The organism is Leptospira interrogans, assembly GCF_900156205.1.
GTDB classification, from domain to species: Bacteria; Spirochaetota; Leptospiria; order Leptospirales; family Leptospiraceae; genus Leptospira; species Leptospira interrogans.
The window spans coordinates 20,792-40,117 of record NZ_FTNA01000020.1; the positions used below are offsets into that span (position 1 = coordinate 20,792).

General features: G+C 34.9%; 14 protein-coding genes and 1 pseudogene. 4 read left to right on the forward strand and 11 right to left on the reverse strand.

Going from position 1 to position 19,326, the window contains the following annotated elements:
* Nucleotides 1-253: 253 nt before the first annotated feature.
* Nucleotides 254-2,125 carry an ABC-F family ATP-binding cassette domain-containing protein gene (locus tag BW942_RS15105; protein WP_001049205.1) on the reverse strand — a complete coding sequence of 624 codons (1,872 nt, stop codon included), beginning with the start codon at nucleotides 2,123-2,125 and terminating at the stop codon, nucleotides 254-256.
* Between the two features lie 42 nt (nucleotides 2,126-2,167).
* A complete protein-coding gene (locus BW942_RS15110; RefSeq protein WP_000429218.1) occupies nucleotides 2,168-3,592 on the reverse strand; it encodes a sensor histidine kinase in 1,425 nt (474 codons plus the stop codon).
* 249 nt (nucleotides 3,593-3,841) lie between these two features.
* On the opposite strand from BW942_RS15110, the gene BW942_RS15115 reads away from it, so the two are divergent.
* Nucleotides 3,842-6,895, forward strand: a complete 3,054-nt coding sequence (locus BW942_RS15115) for a response regulator (RefSeq protein WP_000202854.1) — start codon at nucleotides 3,842-3,844, stop codon at nucleotides 6,893-6,895.
* A 75-nt stretch (nucleotides 6,896-6,970) separates the two neighbouring features.
* On the opposite strand, the gene BW942_RS15120 is transcribed toward BW942_RS15115, so the two are convergent.
* Nucleotides 6,971-7,447, reverse strand: a complete 477-nt coding sequence (locus tag BW942_RS15120; RefSeq protein WP_001164879.1) for a cyclic nucleotide-binding domain-containing protein — start codon at nucleotides 7,445-7,447, stop codon at nucleotides 6,971-6,973.
* Nucleotides 7,448-8,025: 578 nt separating this feature from the next.
* Here BW942_RS15120 and BW942_RS15125 point away from each other — a divergent pair.
* Nucleotides 8,026-9,015, forward strand: coding sequence for an alpha/beta fold hydrolase (locus BW942_RS15125; protein ID WP_000787928.1), 990 nt, complete (start codon nucleotides 8,026-8,028; stop codon nucleotides 9,013-9,015).
* A gap of 282 nt (nucleotides 9,016-9,297) precedes the next feature.
* Here BW942_RS15125 and pgsW read toward each other — a convergent pair whose 3' ends face one another.
* The 7 genes and pseudogenes from pgsW to BW942_RS15170 form a co-directional block, all read right to left on the reverse strand.
* Nucleotides 9,298-10,395 (reverse strand): poly-gamma-glutamate system protein, encoded by a 1,098-nt coding sequence (gene pgsW / locus BW942_RS15135; RefSeq protein WP_001078607.1) that lies wholly within the window; start codon nucleotides 10,393-10,395, stop codon nucleotides 9,298-9,300.
* Nucleotides 10,392-10,852: pseudogene (pgsC, locus tag BW942_RS15140) on the reverse strand (poly-gamma-glutamate biosynthesis protein PgsC). The gene pgsW and the pseudogene pgsC overlap by 4 nt, the downstream one beginning before the upstream one ends.
* Entirely contained in the window at nucleotides 10,840-12,063 is a 1,224-nt protein-coding gene (gene pgsB, locus BW942_RS15150) for a poly-gamma-glutamate synthase PgsB (RefSeq protein WP_000007606.1), read from the reverse strand. Before pgsB ends, pgsC begins: the two are co-directional and overlap by 13 nt.
* Nucleotide 12,064: 1 nt before the next feature.
* Nucleotides 12,065-13,321: a SpoIIE family protein phosphatase gene (locus BW942_RS15155; RefSeq protein WP_000148087.1), complete on the reverse strand. Its 1,257-nt coding sequence runs from the start codon at nucleotides 13,319-13,321 to the stop codon at nucleotides 12,065-12,067.
* A 60-nt stretch (nucleotides 13,322-13,381) separates the two neighbouring features.
* The gene (locus tag BW942_RS15160; protein WP_001146728.1) at nucleotides 13,382-14,503 is read right to left on the reverse strand and encodes a sensor histidine kinase; all 1,122 of its coding nucleotides are present in this window, start codon (nucleotides 14,501-14,503) and stop codon (nucleotides 13,382-13,384) included.
* Between the two features lie 108 nt (nucleotides 14,504-14,611).
* On the reverse strand, nucleotides 14,612-15,001 hold the full coding sequence (locus BW942_RS15165) for an FKBP-type peptidyl-prolyl cis-trans isomerase (protein WP_000673420.1): 390 nt from the start codon (nucleotides 14,999-15,001) through the stop codon (nucleotides 14,612-14,614).
* Nucleotides 14,998-15,393: an RNA recognition motif domain-containing protein gene (locus BW942_RS15170; RefSeq protein WP_001165331.1), complete on the reverse strand. Its 396-nt coding sequence runs from the start codon at nucleotides 15,391-15,393 to the stop codon at nucleotides 14,998-15,000. The genes BW942_RS15165 and BW942_RS15170 overlap by 4 nt, the downstream gene beginning before the upstream one ends.
* Before the next feature lie 110 nt (nucleotides 15,394-15,503).
* On the opposite strand from BW942_RS15170, the gene BW942_RS15175 reads away from it, so the two are divergent.
* Nucleotides 15,504-16,550: a serine/threonine protein kinase gene (locus BW942_RS15175; protein WP_000753043.1), complete on the forward strand. Its 1,047-nt coding sequence runs from the start codon at nucleotides 15,504-15,506 to the stop codon at nucleotides 16,548-16,550.
* Between the two features lie 169 nt (nucleotides 16,551-16,719).
* Here BW942_RS15175 and BW942_RS22000 read toward each other — a convergent pair whose 3' ends face one another.
* Complete coding sequence (locus BW942_RS22000; protein WP_002079266.1) at nucleotides 16,720-16,854, reverse strand: hypothetical protein; 135 nt, start codon at nucleotides 16,852-16,854, stop codon at nucleotides 16,720-16,722.
* On the opposite strand from BW942_RS22000, the gene BW942_RS15180 reads away from it, so the two are divergent.
* The gene (locus BW942_RS15180) at nucleotides 16,835-19,126 is read left to right on the forward strand and encodes an inorganic phosphate transporter (protein WP_000345313.1); all 2,292 of its coding nucleotides are present in this window, start codon (nucleotides 16,835-16,837) and stop codon (nucleotides 19,124-19,126) included. The two genes, BW942_RS22000 and BW942_RS15180, sit on opposite strands and share 20 nt — an antisense overlap.
* The last annotated feature ends 200 nt before the right edge of the window (nucleotides 19,127-19,326 follow it).

The window sequence follows — 19,326 nt, forward strand, 5'->3', positions numbered from 1 at the left end:
TTTTTGTGATTCGAGCCAGGGAGTTCCACATTTATTTTTTACGGAAAAATCAGGTTTTTATAAAACGAATCCTTACATTAAAAGCTTGTCCCAAAACCGTCCAAGTGGGAACTATTACGAAAATTGAACGAGATTAGAACCGCTCGAAAGTTCACAAATTGCCAAATTCGGCCTAATTGTAGGAACTACTGCATTTTATTAAAAATTTCTAAAGAATTATCGCATAAAATTCTTTGAGGTTTTGGAACAAACCCTACATAAGATTTTGAAGTTCTTCCCAACGATCTAACTTCAAAGATAGTGCAGAATGAATTTCAGTTAGACGATTTCCGACATTGGCTAACTCTTCCGGTTTTGTCGCTCCAGATTGCAGAATATCCGTAAGACTACGTTCTTCTTTTTCCAACAATGAAATTTCGGACTCCAAAACTTCTAGTTCTTTTTTCTGTTGAAAACTCATTCCTTTTTTATTTTTAGAAGAATCTGCTTCCTTGGGTTTAATTTCCGATTCTTTTTTTTCTTTTTGTTTATTTAGATAATTAGTATATTCTAAATATTCGGAATAGTTTCCTGGAAATTTTTCTACAATTCCTTCTCCTTGAAAAGTAAAAAGATAATCTACTGTCCGGTCCATAAAATATCGATCATGAGAAACCACAAGAACACAACCGTCAAACTCGGCTAAAAATTCTTCTAAAACGGAAAGTGTTCTAATGTCCAAATCGTTTGTCGGTTCGTCCAAAATCAAAAAGTTAGGATTGGTCATCAAAATTGAAACGAGATAGAGTCTTCTTTTTTCTCCACCGGATAAATTTTTGATATAACCGCCTTGTAATCTAGTATCAAAAAGGAATAGTTCCAACATATCCGCAGCGCTTAAAACTCGATCGTCGTTCATTTTGATCGACATCCCGCATTCCTTTTTGATATATTCGATCACCCTCATATCACCCGAAAGTTCCTTGGAAACTTGATCGAAATAACCAAAATTCGTATTCATTCCCACACTTACGTCTCCGGAATCAGGTTTTTCCCGTCCTACGATCATATCCAGAAGTGTTGACTTTCCAGCTCCATTCGGTCCTACAATTCCAATTCGTTCCCCATTTTTAAACGTATAAGAAAAACCATATATAATCGGTTTATGATACGATTTACGAACATTTTTCAGTTCCAAAATCTTTTTTCCGAGCCTTTTACCAGAAACGGAAAAATCCAAAACAATTTCTTTTCCTGACTTTTTACGATTTAACACTTCGAGAGCGCGGTCGGTTCTGCCTTTTTGTTTGGTTCCTCTCGCCTTCGGTTGTCTACGAAGCCATTCTAATTCCTTTTTAAGAAACTGTTTTTCTTTCTGTTCCGTTTTTTCACGGATTACTTCAGCCTCTGCTTTTTTTTCTAAATAAAATCCAAAATTTCCCGGAAACGAATTTAAATTTCCACTTTCCAACTCCAAGATACGATCCGTTACTTCTTCCAAAAAATAACGATCATGAGTAACCAGTAGAATCGCTTTTTTAGTTTCAACTAGATAATCTTGAAGCCAAAGAATCGTTTCCACGTCCAAATGATTGGTTGGTTCGTCTAACACAAGAAGATTGGATTCTTCAATGAGCGTTTGAACCAAAACAACTTTTTTAAGCATTCCACCAGACAAAGAGCCCATCTTTACGTTAAGATCTAGAATCTCTAATTCTTTTAAAATAGACCGAAACCAAGACTCTAGTTCCCATGCTCCAAGTCTGTCCATTTCCTGCATCAAACGATTGTATTCTTTTTCAACTTCAGAATCGCCTGAACCTAAACGTTCACAAATTGACTCGTAAGAACGAATCGTTTTTAAAATAGGACTTTGACCGGAAAAAATATGTTCTAAGATAGTATGATTCGAATCGAAGGAAGGTGACTGAGACAAAACTGCAATCTTTAAAATTTTATTTCTTAAGATCTGTCCGTTATCAGGAACTTCTATCCCTGCAAGCATTTTCAAAAGGGTAGTCTTACCGGAACCGTTAATTCCTAAAATTCCTATTTTTTCCCCTTCGTTGATTCCAAAACTGATTTGATTAAGCAAAACCTTAGAACCGATTTCTTTGGAAATCTTATCGACGGAAATTAAATTCATAAGATGGATAATTCAAGTTTCAAAGTATAAGGACAAGTGTTTTTAACTTTTGAATATAACTTGAAATTTAGTTCCTTTTTCTTTTCCAGAAGGAAGAAGAATGAACTTACCTCTCAATTGTCTTGCAAGAATTCCTACAAGTTTCAAACCCAAAGATTCTGATTTATCCAAATCGAATTCTTCCGGCATACCGATTCCGTTGTCTTCAACTTCCAATATTGATTCCAACACGTCCAATCTAAGATGTACCGAAATCATTCCGTCCTTTCCGTTAGAAAAAGCGTATTTTAAAGAATTGGTAGCAAGTTCATTGACAATCAATCCCAATGGAATCGCTGTTTCGATAGAAACAAAATTTGGTTTGGAAGAAATTTTAAACTCTACTTTTTTTTCTTTTCCAAAAGAATGAAGAAGGCTTACTAACAAAGTATTTAGATAATCATAAAAATCGATTTTTGTAATATTCTCGGATTGATACAATTCTTTATGGATCAAAGCCATAGATTGAATTCTACGTCCACATTCCTTAAGAATATGAGAAATTCTTTCGTTCCCGTAGTGTTCCGATTGTAAACTCAAAAGACTAGTCACCACTTGTAGATTGTTCTTTACCCTGTGATGAATCTCTTTTAACATCACTTCTTTTTCTTCTAAAGTTTTTTTCAGTTTTTCTTCGCCGTGTTTTCTTTCCGTAATATCCCGAATGATCTGAGTCGCACCAATCAGATTATGAGAAGAATCTCGAATAGAACTATAACTAATTTCGAATATAGCCGAATCTTGCACTAAACCTTGCATGGTTCTTTCGGTAGTATATACTTCTCCTCGAAGTGCGCGACTCCAGTTTTCGATAACCACACTCCGTTCCACAGGATCCAAAATGAGTTCTGGAAGTAAATTTCCTTCCTCTATTTTTTTACCATAGAGTTTCCAAAAACTAAGTTCAAAGGAAGAATTAAAAGCGATCACTCTAAAATGAATATCAACGGCACAGATAGCGTCCTTGGTACCTTCAATTACCCCAAGAAGTCTTTCCTGAGTAATTTTGAGTTTAGAACGAAGCCTTTCTAGCTCTAGTTCCATTCGTTTTCTAAAATTGATATTTTTGACTACTACTTGAAAATACTGAACTTCGTTTTCAAAAAAAGCAGTGGCGGTCACTTCTACAAATAAAGTAGAGCCGTCCTTTCGAATGAATTCTTCTTCAATGGCCCCGACTACCATGCCCTCTTGGCTCATTTTCTGAATTCTTTCTTTTACAACACTTTGAGATCTTGGATGAACAAATTGAAGAACAGGTTTTCCGATCACTTCTTCGATAGAATCATAACCAAGCATCCGAATCAATGTATCGTTTGCTCTTAAAATTTTTCCTTCAGAATGAATCGCTAAACCATCCTGAGAAAGATCAAAAAAGAACTGATAATGTTTGATTGAAATCGGCTCCATAGAACCCAAGTTTTCCATCCTACAATTGGGCATGCTTAGAAATTTGGAAGGAAAGTCAATCAAAGCCGATAAACGTCCGAAATTATCAAAAGATTAAGATTTTATGTCAAAATTAATCTCTCAAGAAATAAAGGGTTTTTCAAGATTGAAAAATTCTATTTTGATTAGCATTCGATCATTTGAGAATATTCCTTTTATTTGAAACATTTTTGCTATTATTTTGCTTGTTTCCGATTTTAAAACAGAAATAATTTTCGATAATAAAAAATGACTTCTTTGCGATCTGACTCCAATTTTCTAATTCTAAATTCCTCCGGAGAAGTAATCACATGGAATTTTTACAAACCACTTCAAGAATTTGGATCAAATTTAGAGAAGGAAATCCATCCCTCCCAATGGAATTGGGCAATTTCAGATTCTTGGGCATCGGTTTGGAAAAAAGTTAAATCTCCTAGAAAAAAAACTTCATTTTTAAAGGTAGGTTATATCACTCAAAAAAAAGAACCCTTAGATTTGGAAGTTAAGATTGTATCTTTAGAGAATGATCATATTCTGCTTTTATTTTTTACGAATTTCGAATCCTATTTTTCGGAAACCCCAAGTATATTTTTACAGGATTCAGAGCTTCGTTCTACGATTTTTCAAAAATCAGCAAATGCGATCCTACTTTTAGACCCGGATAAAGATTTGATTCTTGAAATCAATCAAACCGCAAGTAGGTATTTTGAAATCCAAAATCAATCCGAAATTTTAAACCTTCCTTTTTCAAATCTGCTAGCTCAGGATTTTACTCATTTCGAATACACATCTAGAAAAAAGAAAATTTTGTCTGGAGAAACTCCTTCCTGGGATTTGGAATTTAAAACGTTTCGAGGTAAGAAGTTTTGGGGAAACACCTCTTGTAGGATGATTTCCACTCATCTCAATAAAATCATTTTAGTTCAAATCAAAGACATTACAGAGAAAGTTAATACTCGAAAATCTCTTTTAGAACAAGCGGGAACCATCGCAGAACACGAAGCAAATCTAAACGCAATCATCGAAAATTCGGAAGCAATGATATGGTCTATAGATAAAAATTATAAATTACTTATATTCAATTCTCAATTCCAAAACGTGATGCAGAATTTTTATCACTCAGAAATTTCTACCGGCTTTAACTTATTTCAAAAAGAACTTCCCCCGGAAATCGCAAAATATTGGAAAGAGTTTTATGACAGAGCATTATCCGGTGAAAAAGTAAGCGTAGCCAGAAAAAGACCAAATCAAGACGGAACCTTCATTTTTAGTGAACTTTCTTTTCAACCTATACGAAATACAGAATATGAAATTACAGGAGTGAGCGCTATTTCCGTGGATATTACGGATAAAAAATTAGCGGAAGAAAAATTCAGACTCTTGTTTGAACGTTCAAGCGAACCTCACGTCTTATATGATGATTTTGGAATTTTGGAATGTAACCCCGCAACCCTGAAGATGCTTCGATGTTCGGATAAAAAACTAGTTTTAGGAAAACATCCAATTCACTTTTCGGTAGAAACGGAAAAAGAAAAAACGAATGAACTAGAATCTATCGCTCTTGAAAAAGGTTCTTATACATTCGAATGGGTCTACAAACGTTTTAACGACGAAGAATTTTCGGTGGAAGTAACCTTGATCCCTATCATCATCCACCAAAAAAGGGTTTTTCTTTCGGTTTGGCACGAAATTACGGAACGAAAAGTATATGAAGATTCTCTAAAACGAGCCAAAGAAATAGCCGAAGCCGCTTCCAAAGCAAAAACAGACTTTTTAGCCATGATGAGTCACGAAATTAGAACACCTCTCAACGGAGTTATCGGAACCGTAAGTCTTTTAGAAGGAACTTTTTTAAATACAGAACAAAAGGAATACTTAGATATTATCAAATCAAGTGGACAGAATCTACTCATTTTGTTAAACGACATCCTAGATCTTTCTAGAATTGAATCCGGACAACTCAAACTAGAGATACAACCAGTATCCCCTGAAAAACTTACAAATGAAGTGGTAAATTTATTCCGTCCTATGGCTGAAGAGAAAGGTCTTGTGGTCGAATCTGAGGTTTCGTTCAACGTTCCTAATTGGATCATCTCCGATCCGTATAGACTGAGACAAGTACTTACCAATCTTATCGGAAACTCTATTAAGTTTACTGAAAAAGGGAAAATTCATCTGAGTGTAGAAGCAGAGAAATTTCCGAATGATAAACTCAGACTTATCTTTCATGTAAAAGATACCGGAATCGGTATTGCGGAAGAAAAGTTAGAACTTCTTTTCAGAGCTTTTAGCCAGGTAGATTCCTCCACAACTCGAAAATATGGAGGTTCTGGATTGGGTCTCACCATTAGTAAAAAATTAGCGGAATTGATGAAAGGAGAAATTACCGTAAAAAGCCAAGTAAATTCAGGTTCTGAATTTTCACTTTCCATTTTAACAGAAAAACTGGAATACGAAATTCCTGCAGGAGTTCAAGAACTACATTCTAAAAACTTAGCCACTAGCGCGGTCATTTCCATTCAAGAATTCCAATTTAAAGAACAGATCAAAAAATTCTGCGAACGAAACGGTTTTTTGGTTAAGATGGCGAGAACCGCCAAAGAAACGATCCGAATCATCGGTGAAGAAGAAAGGATCGGTGTTTTTCTTACCGATTTAAACTTTCCAGATATGAATTTATCCGAAATGTTAAACGAACTTAAAAAACAAAATCCTTCTCTAAAACTTACAGTCATTCTTTTTATGGAAAAGGAACTGAAAGACTCTTACTATCTAGTCACCAACAGTTTATTCAACCGACCTGGGTTTCAAATTTTTATGATGTTCAAACCGATTCTTTTAGAAGAACTCAGTAAAAATTTCGAAAAAGCTTTTCCAATCAAAGTTCTTAAAAAAGAAAAACAAAATGAAAATAAAAAACTTCTCTCTGAAAAAATTCCTCTTCAAATTCTTTTAGTGGAAGACAACGTAATCAATCAAAAGATCGCTCTTAGACTTCTTACAAAGTTAGGATATAACGCAGACAGCGCGTTAAATGGTTTGGAAGGAATCGAAAAGCTAAAAACAAAAAATTACGATTTGATCTTTATGGATATTCAGATGCCGGAAATAGATGGATATGAGACTACGTTTCAAATCAGAAAAGATTTTGGAAAATCGAAACCGGTGATCGTAGCAATGACAGCTAATGCTATGGAAGGAGATAGAGAAAAATGTTTAGAGGCCGGTATGAACGCATACATCTCTAAACCGATTCAGATCCAAGACATAGAATCTACAATCGTTCTTTTATTTCAGTCTTAAAAAAAATAAATTTAGGAGTTTGAATTTATATCCATCCAAACTCCTTTAAATTTTAGAAATACGGTTTTTAAAAAATCAAATCGTATATCTTTTTCTGAGTTCTCGTGCGTAGGCTAAATCATGAGTTAACATTCTCAAACGTTTCGCTAAAAAATGAGAAATCGCCTGGTAAAATTTTAAGGAAGCATTAGAATCCTTTTCAAAAACCGCTTTTAAATGATCGTAAGGAATTCTTAAAAGTTCAGATCTTTCCATCGCTTCTACAGATGCAGAACGTTTTCCAGGATCTAAAAACGGTAATTCACCAAAATGATCTCCAGTCGCAATCGTAGTTACGTTGACATCGTCCCCTTTTTCAGTAGAAGTAAGTACCTTTAGAGTTCCGTAAATCACTACAAAAAAGGCTTTCGCTTCATTTCCTTCGTGAAAAATCGAATCGCCTTGTTCGTAAACTTTATATTCCGTTTTCTCCGCAATAGAGTTTAATTCGTCTTCCGTAAAATTGGAGAAAAGATAAATCTGTTTTAAAATTTCTTCTTTCGTATGTTGCATAATATTCTCGAAATGTGAGTGTAAATCTCAGTTTAAATAAATGCAAGCAGGTTAGATGTATAGATATACAAAAATGTCCTCTGATTTTTAGACAAACCGCCCTTTCGTATTTAAATTTAAACACACCTCAATTGACTTTTATATAAATTTTGTTACCGAAGATTTGTCCAAAAACTAGAATTCTTGCTCAGAAAATAAAACCACTTTTGCTTCTAACAAGTAGAATTCAAAAATCCCTTTACTTAAATCCAAAAAATTCAATCCAAGTCGTTTAATCACTCAAATCCGTTAGGCGAAATATAAACGTATTCGATCGTATTACTTACAAAAACTTTGAAAACTAATTACAATTTTTTGCAAAAATATATAGATCACATTCATTTGAAAGTTTATGACTTTTTTGAAATAGATCTTACATTTTAAACTCTTGGATAAATTCAAAGTTCATTTTCACAAAAAAAACAAACTTATAGTTAAGAATATTATAATACAGAATGGATTTTCATTTCTTTACAATTCAATCAGGTCTAAGATAAAAAATCGTAGACACATTTCAGTTAGACCCGATATACAAAAGAATGAAAAATTTTCGTTCTGCTTCAAGTCCAAAACCAATTCAAATTCCAATCGGAAATTCTCAAGTTCTAACTGCGGAAATTTTTGGAAAATTTCCTGTTTCTAAAAACTCCCCTTCTCCAGTAATTTGCATTCACGGCCTTACTGGAAATCTTAAAAATTTCACTCCTCTTGCAAGAGATTTAGTAAAACAAGGTCTTACAATAATCACATATGACCTGAGAGGTAGAGGTCAATCTTCTAAACCACAGATTCAATATTCCCAGGATCTACATGCAAAAGATTTAAAATACTTATTAGATTTTCTAAAAATTGAAAAAGCTAATTTACTTGCGCATTCTTTGGGTTGCTGGATTTCTCTTGCGTTCGGAAAGAACTTTCCCGAAAGAACAGATAAAATTTGTTTGATAGATGGAGGAGGACAACTTTCCTTCAAAAGAAAACTTTCCAGTTTATTCATGATCCAAGAATCTCTTCAACGTTTAGGGAAATCGTTTCCATCCAGAGAAACGTATATAGAACTTGCTAAAAAATCTTCAATTTTCAGTTCTTGGAACAAAAACATAGAGAATTTTCTAAATTATGAATTGGAAGAAATTTATGAGAATGACTCCGTCCAATACAGATGTAATATCCCTATTTACGTGATTGATTCTGAATTAAAAAGTATGGGAGGAGCATTCAAACCTTGGCATATTCCACTCCAAATTTTACGCAACCCAATTAAAAATTTTAGAATATTCAATAAAAATAAAATACTTCCTTATTCTCAAATCCATTCCCCAGTTCTCGTAATCCAGGCCGGAAAATATAATTTTCAAAAAGGAGACGAACTACTTCCAGATGCTGCGATTAACATTTTTAAAAAAAAACTAAAAAAAGTAGTGTTTCTTACCTTACCAGATAAAAATCACTACGAAACAATCCTTCTTTCCGATTTAAAAAGGGACGAAACCATCTCTTGGTTTTTTCAAAGTTTCGATCCTCTTTGATTGGTTTTTAAAAATTAGAAATACATTATTTCTAATTTTAAAACTCATCTATAGGATAAAATCTCTTCTTTTTGTTTTTATTCTAAGTTGATTTATAATGTTATGGCAAATCTGGTAATTCGTTTTTTTTAATAATGATATCTAGTTTACGAAAGTATAAAAGTTTAGATTCGACAAATTTTCAGGAAAATTCAATTAGATCGGTCTTTTATAAAATTCGATCGATTCATTTTTCTCATAAACTTACGCTTGTCTATTTCCAAATTGTAATCGATCTCTATTTTACAATAAAATTGTATCTTCCTTTGTATGATCCGAAAGCGAAATCCAAGTTGATAATATCCAAATTAAACTAGATAATAAAACGAAAAAAAATCCAGCAAGCCAACGATTATATTTTTTAGGAAAGATCAGATCCGAAGTTCCAGGTTCCGAAATTTTTCCGAGTGAATATTTCATATTCGACTCTTTAGAGATCATTTCAACGCCACTTACGTGAAGCACTGGAATTTTTAAACCGAGATAAGTTTTTAAAATTGAATCAGGCAATTCTATAGATTCCACTTCCGACAAAACAACTCCTTTAGGGATTTGTTTTTTACTCAAGCTGGTTCCGGAAGACACGGTCCCTCCTCCTATATTGACATATAAAGCGACTGGGTAACTATTATATACGTCCATTCTTTTCAAAAGTGAATCTTCAAAAGAATCCGAAGATAAATATTTATAACCGTTTTTGCGAATGGAAGTCCAAATCAATTCCCTACCTTTTTTCCCAAGACCAATCCCCGAGTCGGAGATTCCCCCGGTAGACATAAAAACAGATTTCTGGAATATAATTTTCTCTTTATATAATAGATTTTCTATATCTGGCCACAATAGCTCAGGATCATTAGCTCCATATTGGGATGAAGTCGCACTTGAAATTGAAATCACCTTCAATTCCATAATGTCCGCGGCAACCCAAAACGCTACGTTCAATGCGGGAAAAGAGCCGGAAATTCCGGCGGCAATCGTGTCTCCTTTTTTTAATCCAGTCTTTTGGAAACGATCCACAAACCAAGCTGCAAAATCAGGATGTATAGAAGCCTGTTTAGCCGAAAGTTTTCCAGCAGAACTAGTAACAGGTGAAATTTCTAAACCAATCAAACCGGATAAATACGAATCTAATTTAGGATCGATCTGAATTTTTTTGGAGAGTTTCAATTCTTTGATTTTTAAAAATGCTTTGTACGTTTTTTGGCTTGCCTCGTATTTTTCTTTTAAATTTGTAACTGGCAGTATAAGCGGAAAAAATTCCAAAATCGCAATAAATCCTACGCTTACAATATTCAGAAAAAGAAGTACAAACCAAGTTTTGTTTTTAAAAAACCTATTCATAAAACGGAAACAACTTCACCAAATAAAAAGATCAAAAACAAACGAACTAAAACTGAACAGATAAAAATCGCTGATAAGGTTTTAGGAACACCTTGTCTTTCGGCAGAAAGAGCGATCAGTCCTGGAACGATATATCCTATCGTCTTAGATTCAAAATCACTTTTAGATTCTAAAAATAATTCTGTAATAAAATGAACACACTCCGAAATTAGAATAGAAAGAACTAAAATGAAAACGATCTTTCTCTGACCAAAACTCAAAAACCAAAATTCAGAAATCCTATAAATATAAAGTGTAAGAACAGAACTCAAAACCAAAACCACAAGCAACCAAGGATCCGATAAAAAAAAGCAATGTAACCCGGAACTACCCAACCTCCAGGTTGAAGTCCAGTTTTTTCCCAAAGGAAAAAACCAAATAAAACGCCAACTCCGATCGATAACGTTAAGATTTCCAACCTTTCCCCTCTATCACGTTTAGATCTGCCGCCAACTTCTCCAACCAAACTCTTCCAAAACCTTGATAGTTTCCGGCTCCTATCCATAGATTGGACTTAGAAAAAATTTCTTTAAAATTGAATATAATATTTTTCTTATAAAAGGTTAAATCTGCATTTCCTTCATATACGGATCGAAATAATTTTTGCCAAGAACCAAAAAAATAAATTTTTGAAAGGCCAGAAAAATCCGTTAAAAATTTACCAAACTCAATGGTTCTAAACGGCCTTTCTTGCTTGGAATTAAAAACTAAAATGATAGAATCGAATTCACTCCATTTTTTTTGATCGGATTTTAAAATTTTTTCAAAGGAAACTACGTCGTTGGCAGCAAACGCAAATACAAACCTTTGGCGCTTACCTTTGACTTCTTTTTCCAAAATTTTAAGCGCTCCCGGATCGGAGACAGTGTTTGTAATTCCTCGTAAAATGGATTTAGAAGATACGCCTAATGTTTCACAAACACGAACAGCGATTTCCACGTTTTCATAATGTTCCGGATAACGTATATATCCGAATGCAGTTTCAATTTGATTTTTAGAAAGTTCGGGTTCCGCAAGAATCAATTTTGTATTTTTTAAAGAAGCAGCTTCCAAAAGACTTAAATTTAGTTTCGATTTTTGACTTGGATTCCAATTTGGTTTTAAACTCTCAGCTATATAATTTTTTCCATATATTAGAATTCCATTATTAGGAATTGTTTTTTTAAAACCTTCTAAGATTTTTTCTTCCGTATCCGTCCATTCCCAATGGTCTGGACGAATATTCGTAATTACGCCATGAGTGGCACAGATCAATAACTCTTCCGAATCTCTCTGATATTGGGGTTGAACTGCCATACACTCCAAAACGATCGCTTGCGCGTCATTGTTCACAGCAAAACGAAGAAAAGATTTTTGTTCTTCGATAGAAATTTTATTTCTAAATATAAAACTTTCACTTCGATTTGGAAATAAAAGACTGGCGGTAGACCCGGTAGTTTTTGCAAAAACCTTCCAGCCCTCCTCTACCAAAATGGAATGAATCAACCGAGTTACAGAAGATTTTCCTCTGGTTCCGTTGACGTGAATTCGAATTGGAATTCGTTTTAATATTTGGTCATGACTTTTTTTCTCTAAAAAAAGAAAGGCACAAAAAACTAAAAATAGAAAACTTAAAATAAAAAAAGACATCTTAAAGATGGGGAAAATCTAAAGCGATTAAAATCGCAGTTATATCGTCTTGTATTTTTTGCTGACCTAAATGATCGATCAGTTTCTGTAATATCGCCGGAATCGTTTCCTCCATAGGTTCCGAAAATTTTTTCGCCAAAATTTCTTGAACCGCAAATTCGCCAAATTGCTGTTTGTCGGAATTGAATTCCTCATAAATTCCATCCGTAAATAAAAATAAACGATCTCCATATTGATAACTCAGTTTAAAAATGTCGTATTGATTGTTCAGATCTAAACCGAGTAAAGACCCAGTTCGATCTAAGCCCAAAACCAAATCCTCAGAAAGAAAAAATTGAGGAGGATGACCTCCGGAAGAATACACGATCTTTTTAGAAACGGTATCTATGTCAGCGAGAAAACAGGAAAAGAACATTCCTATATTTCCGAAATTCTTGCAATATTGGTAATTAAATTCTGTGAGAATACTTCCGGGATCCGTATCTTTTTTTTTAATCGATTCTAAAATTCCTTTGAGTGTCATTGTAAGAAGTGCAGCTTGTATACCGTGTCCTGTAGCATCCGCAATAAATACGCGTAACACTCCTGGACGGATTTCAAATAAATCATAAAGGTCTCCCCCTACTTCCATCATTGGAAGATATGTGGAATGAATTCTAATTCCGGCAAAAGAAGGAATGTCCGGCAAAATTTCGGTCTGTAATTTTTTTGCAAGATTCAGTTCTTCCTTCATTCCTTTATAATAATTTGCAAGTAATCTGGACCTCTGCCTGACTTTCTCTTCAAGTTTTTCTAGAAGTTCCTCTTTTTCACGGTCCATCTTTTTTAAAGACTCATTAGCGCGTTTTAACTCCATTAGAATTCTATGTTTTTCTGATATGTTTCGAATGACTATATGATAACGATAGTCTTCTACAGGTCCAGTAGCGGAAACGGAAATCTCAGAAATTAAAGTTTTACCGTCTTTTCGAATCAAACGGATCGGCCCAAAAGGTTTTTGCCTTTTTTTATCAGGAAGTTTAGCTACACTATTTAGAATTTTATAAAATCGATTTCGAATGGGAAAAGGAAGCAGACATTCAACTAAACTTCCGACCAATTCGGAAGTGGGAAATCCAAACGTCTTTTCAGTAGCTGGGTTTGCTAAAATGACTCTAAATTCTCTGTCCAAAGAAACGATCGAGTCTATCGCAGATTGAAACAGAATAGAATAACGGGGCTCGTAACTTTTCTGTTCTGATCGCCTGGAACCGGTCATAGAGTGGTTTAAAAGGAGTCTATTAGAATGTGATCGTCCTCCTAAAAAGTCAAGGATCTTTCAAATCGATTCTGGAAGATCCAGATAAAAGCGAGTCACTCCGTTCCCACTTTCGAAAGAAAGTTCTCCACCCATTTCACGAGTTAAGTTATACGAAACCGTAAGTCCTAAACCGGTTCCTTTTCCGATATCCTTTGTAGTGTAAAAAGGATCAAAAAGTTTATGTCTGTTTTCTTCTGGAATGCCTATTCCAGTATCTTCTATGATGGTACGTATAAAATCCTTATTTTCTTTTTTCAATTTTTCCCAAGAAACACTCAAAACTCTTTTTTGATTTGGATCGGTATTACTTTCGATCGCATCTTTTGCATTTGTGAGTAAATTAAAATATATCTTTCTCAGTTTTCCGGCGGAACAAGCCACAAAAATGGGAGTTTCCGGATCAGATACAACCGTTTCAATTTTTGATTTATCGATACAGGTTTTAATCACTCCAAAGGCGGATTCGAAAATAGATTTAATATTATGAATTTTGATCTCTTCTTTTTCGATCCGAGTAAATGTAAGCATATCTTTTACGATTTCTGAAATTCTATTTCCTTCCCGTAAGATAATTCCTGCATATTTACGAAGAGGATTTCCGTTTTCGATACCGTTGACCATCATTTCTGCGTAGTTGATCACTCCCATTAGAGGATTGTTAATTTCATGCGCAACCCCGGCGGAAAGAGTTCCGATCGCGTCTAATTTCTCTTTTTGAACCCAAGCCACGTCTGGTTTTTCCCAATCCTTTTCTGTTGCAGAAGATTTTAGAGAATCAAATTTTACGACTGGTTTATTTAGAACCTGTGGAATTTCCAAATAGGCGAAGATCCTCAATTCTTCACGATCAAAGGCAAAAGCAACGGAACATTCTTTTTTAGTCCCATCCTTTGTATAAAGTAAGATAGAATGAGAAGGATTTTCGCTAGGTAGATTTGTACAAGGCCAAAGAGGTGGATCTGCAAAATGGAATTTTGTATCTTTAAATTCACAAATTTGGTCCCAATTTAGAATTCCTTCTAGCTCTTCTTTTGAATAACCTATGGTTTTACAAAATGCAAAATTTACTTTTTGTATCAAAAGAGACGGTTCTAAAATACAGGCCGGTAAGGGGAAATTTTCAAAAAAATTATAAGGCATCCAATTCTAAGCTATCTAAGGCTTCTCCTTTCTGAGATAGATTAGAACTGGAAAGAGGACCGAATCCTATGTCAAAATTCGGTAAAATTTACTACAAAAGAAAAAAACTCAGTACACTTTCAACAATTCAACTTCAAAAATGAGAGTAGAATTAGGAGGAATCGCAGCTCCGGCCCCTCTGGAACCATAACCTAATTCTGGAGGAATTGTAAGTTTACGAATCCCACCTTCTTTCATCCCTCGAACCCCTCTGTCCCAACCTTTGATTACCTCTCCCGCTCCCAAATTGAAGGTAAAAGGGTTTTTTCTGTCTCTGGAACTATCGAACTTCTTGCCGTTCGTTAATGTGCCTACATAATGAACCGTAACATTCGAACCCGAAAAAGCTTCTTTTCCAGTTCCAATACGAATTTCTTTGATAACTAAATCTTCTGCAAATGTAGGAGCTACTACGGCACAAAGAATAGCTAAGACAAATATTAAACGTGTAAATTTCATTTTCCTCTTCCTCCGGTTCTTCTAACCCCAGCCCCGGAAAAACCTCCAGTCTTTGATTGATTTCCGTGAATCTTACCGGATGATCCTCCATTCTTTAGGGATTGTTTTCTTTCGAATTCTTTTTTTAATTCCTCAGAATCTACCACGGCAATTTGTTTTCCTTGGATTTCTTTTTTATTCAATCCCGCAATTGCTTTTGCTCCGGCGGAATCTTCCATTTCAATGGATCCATAAGATAAAGAACGGCCTGTGGTTTTATCTTTTTTAATATGTACTTCCTCGACGGTTCCGAATTCCGAAAAAATCTTTTTTAGTTCGTCTTCGGTCAACTCCTGAGGCAGATTTCCTACTGATATCTTCATGATTTTTCCTTCTCGAGAATCAATTTGCAAAATCTAATTCTATTGAAAACCAAATTCCATCTATATTGGAACAAAACACTCAAGTTCTATGTTCTTTATAAAAAAATTTCCAAGAAAACTGGAAACAAGAACATGGAGTTGTGGCAGATTTTTTTCAACTCAACCCAGGAGAAATTCTTACTCTGGCCGAAAAGGCAGGTTATGAACCTTCCGGTCATTGTATGGCTCTCAATAGTTTAGAAAACAGAGTTTTTGATCTCAGACTAGAAGATGGCTCCCATATTATTTCTAAATTCTATCGCCCAGGCAGGTGGAATCGGACACAAATCCTAGAAGAACATAAATTCCTGCAAGATCTGAAAGAAGAAGAAATTCCGGTTTGTTCCCCTATCTTATTTCAGGACGGAAATAGTTTATCTTTGTTTCAGGAAAAAATATTTTATTCCTTTTGGCCCCGTGTAGGTGGAAGATCCCCAGACGAACTCAGTCCTGAAAATCTAAAAATTATAGGAAGACTTCTTGCTAGAATTCATAATGTAGGTCAGTCCCAATCCTTCAAACATAGGATCACATTAAATTCTAAAACCTATGGAACCGACCCACTGGAAAATTTACTTCAAGGAGAATGGATTCCTTCTAGTTGCAAAAAAGAATATTTGGAAACCACAAATCAGATTTTAGATTTATTCCAAGAAAATATGAAATCAGTCCCATTCCATAGAATTCACGGAGATTGCCATAAAGGAAATCTACTCTTTGGAAAAGAAGGTTGGTTTTTTGTAGACTTTGACGACTGTCTACAAGGTCCAGCGATTCAAGACTTTTGGATGTTACTTTCCAAAGGAAAAGAAGGAATCGAAGAAAGAGAATACATTCTTTCCGGTTACAGAGAATTTAGAGATTTTGACGATCGTTGGTTTGATCTAGTAGAAATTCTGAGAGCGATGAGATTTGTTCATTATTCTGCTTGGATCGCCAACCGATTTCATTCCGATCCTTCATTTCCGACTGCGTTTCCTCATTTTTCAGGAACAGACTATTGGGAAAAAGAAACCTTAGAGCTGAAAGAACAATACAATCTAATTCGAAATTTATCTGGAAAGAAAAGTTTCTTTTCTGTTACAGAATCGGTTTCAGAAGATAAAGAACTTACCAATCGGGATTTTTTTTGGGATTTAGAAGACTAACCGATTGATTTTGTAACTGAAAAGTAATAATCCAGTATTGGTTCCAGACAAAATTTCAGTTGTCCGGTTTCCTGGATTCAAAAGACTCAAGAAGAACTCTAAACGAACTTTAAGATTCAGTTTCAAAACCTTTTCGAAACCTAACTCGTGTCGCACTTTTTGCTTAACTTTATGTTGTATTCAGACAGAATGCAAAAATCGCACTTGTTATGGAACGAATCTTACGTTCTAAAAGAGTCAAAGCGAAAATTGTAGATTCTACAAAACAATAAACGGAAGCGTTCATGGACTTTTTTTTAATCATAGTTGTTCTCATGGCGATCCTCGGTGTAGGCGACCTTTTAGTAGGTGTCTCAAACGACGCGGTAAATTTTACCAACTCCGCCGTAGGTTCCAAAGCATCTTCAAAAAGAATCATTCTGGTAGTCGCTGGAATTGGAATCGTTCTGGGAGCCCTTTCTTCCAGTGGTATGATGGAAGTTGCTAGAAAAGGAATTTTTCACCCGAGCGGATTTGCATTACAAGATCTGATGTTCTTATTCTTAGCGGTTATGCTTACCGACATAGTACTTCTAGATCTTTACAATACTCTTGGACTTCCAACTTCCACTACGGTCTCCTTAGTATTCGAACTTTTAGGGGCGGCGCTTGCAATCGCACTTTTAAAAACGGGTACTTTACAAGGGGCATTTCAAATTATCAATTCTGAAAGCGCTCTTAAAATCATATTTGGAATTATTACGAGTGTGATCGTAGCATTTTTTTCCGGAATCATTTTGCAATTTGTGTTCCGATTCATCTTTTCATTCAATTTAAAGAATTCGATGAAATACTTCGGAGGACTTTTCGGAGGACTTTCCCTTACTACCGTGGTTTTCTTCACACTTTTATCCGCGATGAAAGGCTCCACATTCATCCCTAAAGAAATCATAGATTATTTAAATAAAAACTTTACGAATATTCTTTTAATCAGTTTCGCAGGATTTTCCATTTTATTTCAAATCCTAGTATTACTAGAATGGAATATTCTAAAATTCTTAGTTTTAGTCGGAACTGGCTCTCTTGCAATGGCTTTTGCTAGTAACGACTTGGTCAATTTTATAGGAGTTCCTTTAGCAAGTTTTACTACTTGGACTCTGATCCAACAGGCGGGAGGAGATGCTAGCGTTTTAGCGACCGGACTTGCAGAAAATGTTCAGACTCCAAATTTTATACTTTTAGGTGCAGCCTGTGTAATGCTCTTTTCACTTTGGTTTTCCAAAAAAGCTGAATCTGTCACACAAACCGAAGTCACCTTAGGTTCCCAAGGTGAAACATTAGAAAGTTTTAATACTAGTTTAGTAGCCCGCGTTTTTGTTCAAATTGCACTCGGAATTTATACTCCGATCAAGGCAATTCTTCCCGCAAAACTACGCAGTTTTATCGGAAAACGTTTTGAACAGAAAAATTCTTTCGAAATCGTCAGAATGCATGAAACCGAAGCATTTGATTTACTAAGAGCTTCCGTAAACATTCAAATTTCAAGCGCTCTGATTTTGGTCGGAACCCTCTACAAACTTCCCTTATCCACTACATTCGTTACTTTTATGGTAGCGATGGGTACATCTCTTACAGACGGCGCATGGAATAAAGAAAACTCAGTAAACAGAGTCAGCGGGGTTCTTACCGTTGTGGGAGGTTGGTTTTTTACGGCGATCATCGCTTCCGCAACTGCTGGTTTAATTGGTTCCATTTTATATATTTTCGGATTTTCTTCTGTGATCGTCTTAGTCTTAGTTGCAGCACTTTTAATATTCCTTTTTGGAAGAATTCATAAAAAACGCCAAGAAGCTTACGACGAAAATTTAGAAAAACTAATCACCCTTAGAAAACATCCAGAAAGAGCTCTTTCCAGAACCATTTCGTCTATGCTTGCAAGTTTGAACGTCGCTCGAAAAGCTTTGAATAACGTCTGTGCAGGTTATATCAACGGTAAAAAGAAAAATTTCAAACAAACTCAAAAACTTCTAAAAGACTTGAAAAAGATGAGAGAAAATTCTCTTTCCAGTTTTTTATCGATCGCAAATAAATATTTGGAAGAAGAAGACCTTTCCTCAATTCACCCGATTACAGAATCAATCAATCATCTGGATAGAATTACAGAAAGTATTTGGAATATTCTTAGAACTTCTTCAAACGGTATCAGTTCTTTTCACGAAATTTCCAAAGATGAAAAAGAAGAAGTAAAAGAACTTAGAAAGTCCGCTACCAATCTGATGGAACTGATCGCAGACTCCGACAAGTTTCCAGACCTTTTAGAAAAAGCCAGATCGGAAAAGAAAACCAAAAACTTAGAAAAGATCAAACAGAACATCTACAAAAGTCAAATGAAACGGATTAAAAAAGGAGATAGCAAACTAAAATCCAGCGTTTCCTATTTTGTAATCATAGACGAACTGATAGACATCAACGATAATCTTCTTTCTCTCGCGGAAGAGTTGAGTGTAGCGATCCCTTGGACCGAAAGAAAAAAGATAGAGTTACAAAGCAAGTCGCTATTAGCTTTCAAAACGGAAGAAAAGAAAAAGAAGAAATAAGGTCTTTTGTTCTGCCGTGGTTTGTAAATATGAATCACGGCAAGATATAATCTTTTATAAAAATAAACCGGAACAAAATTGAAATGATTCTGTTACGGATAAAAAAATTATTTCTATAAAAATAAAAAGACTGCCTCGTTCTAAAAGTATGAGTTCCTACATTTTGAAAATTTTACTACAAAATTTAAGTTTGCAGTAGT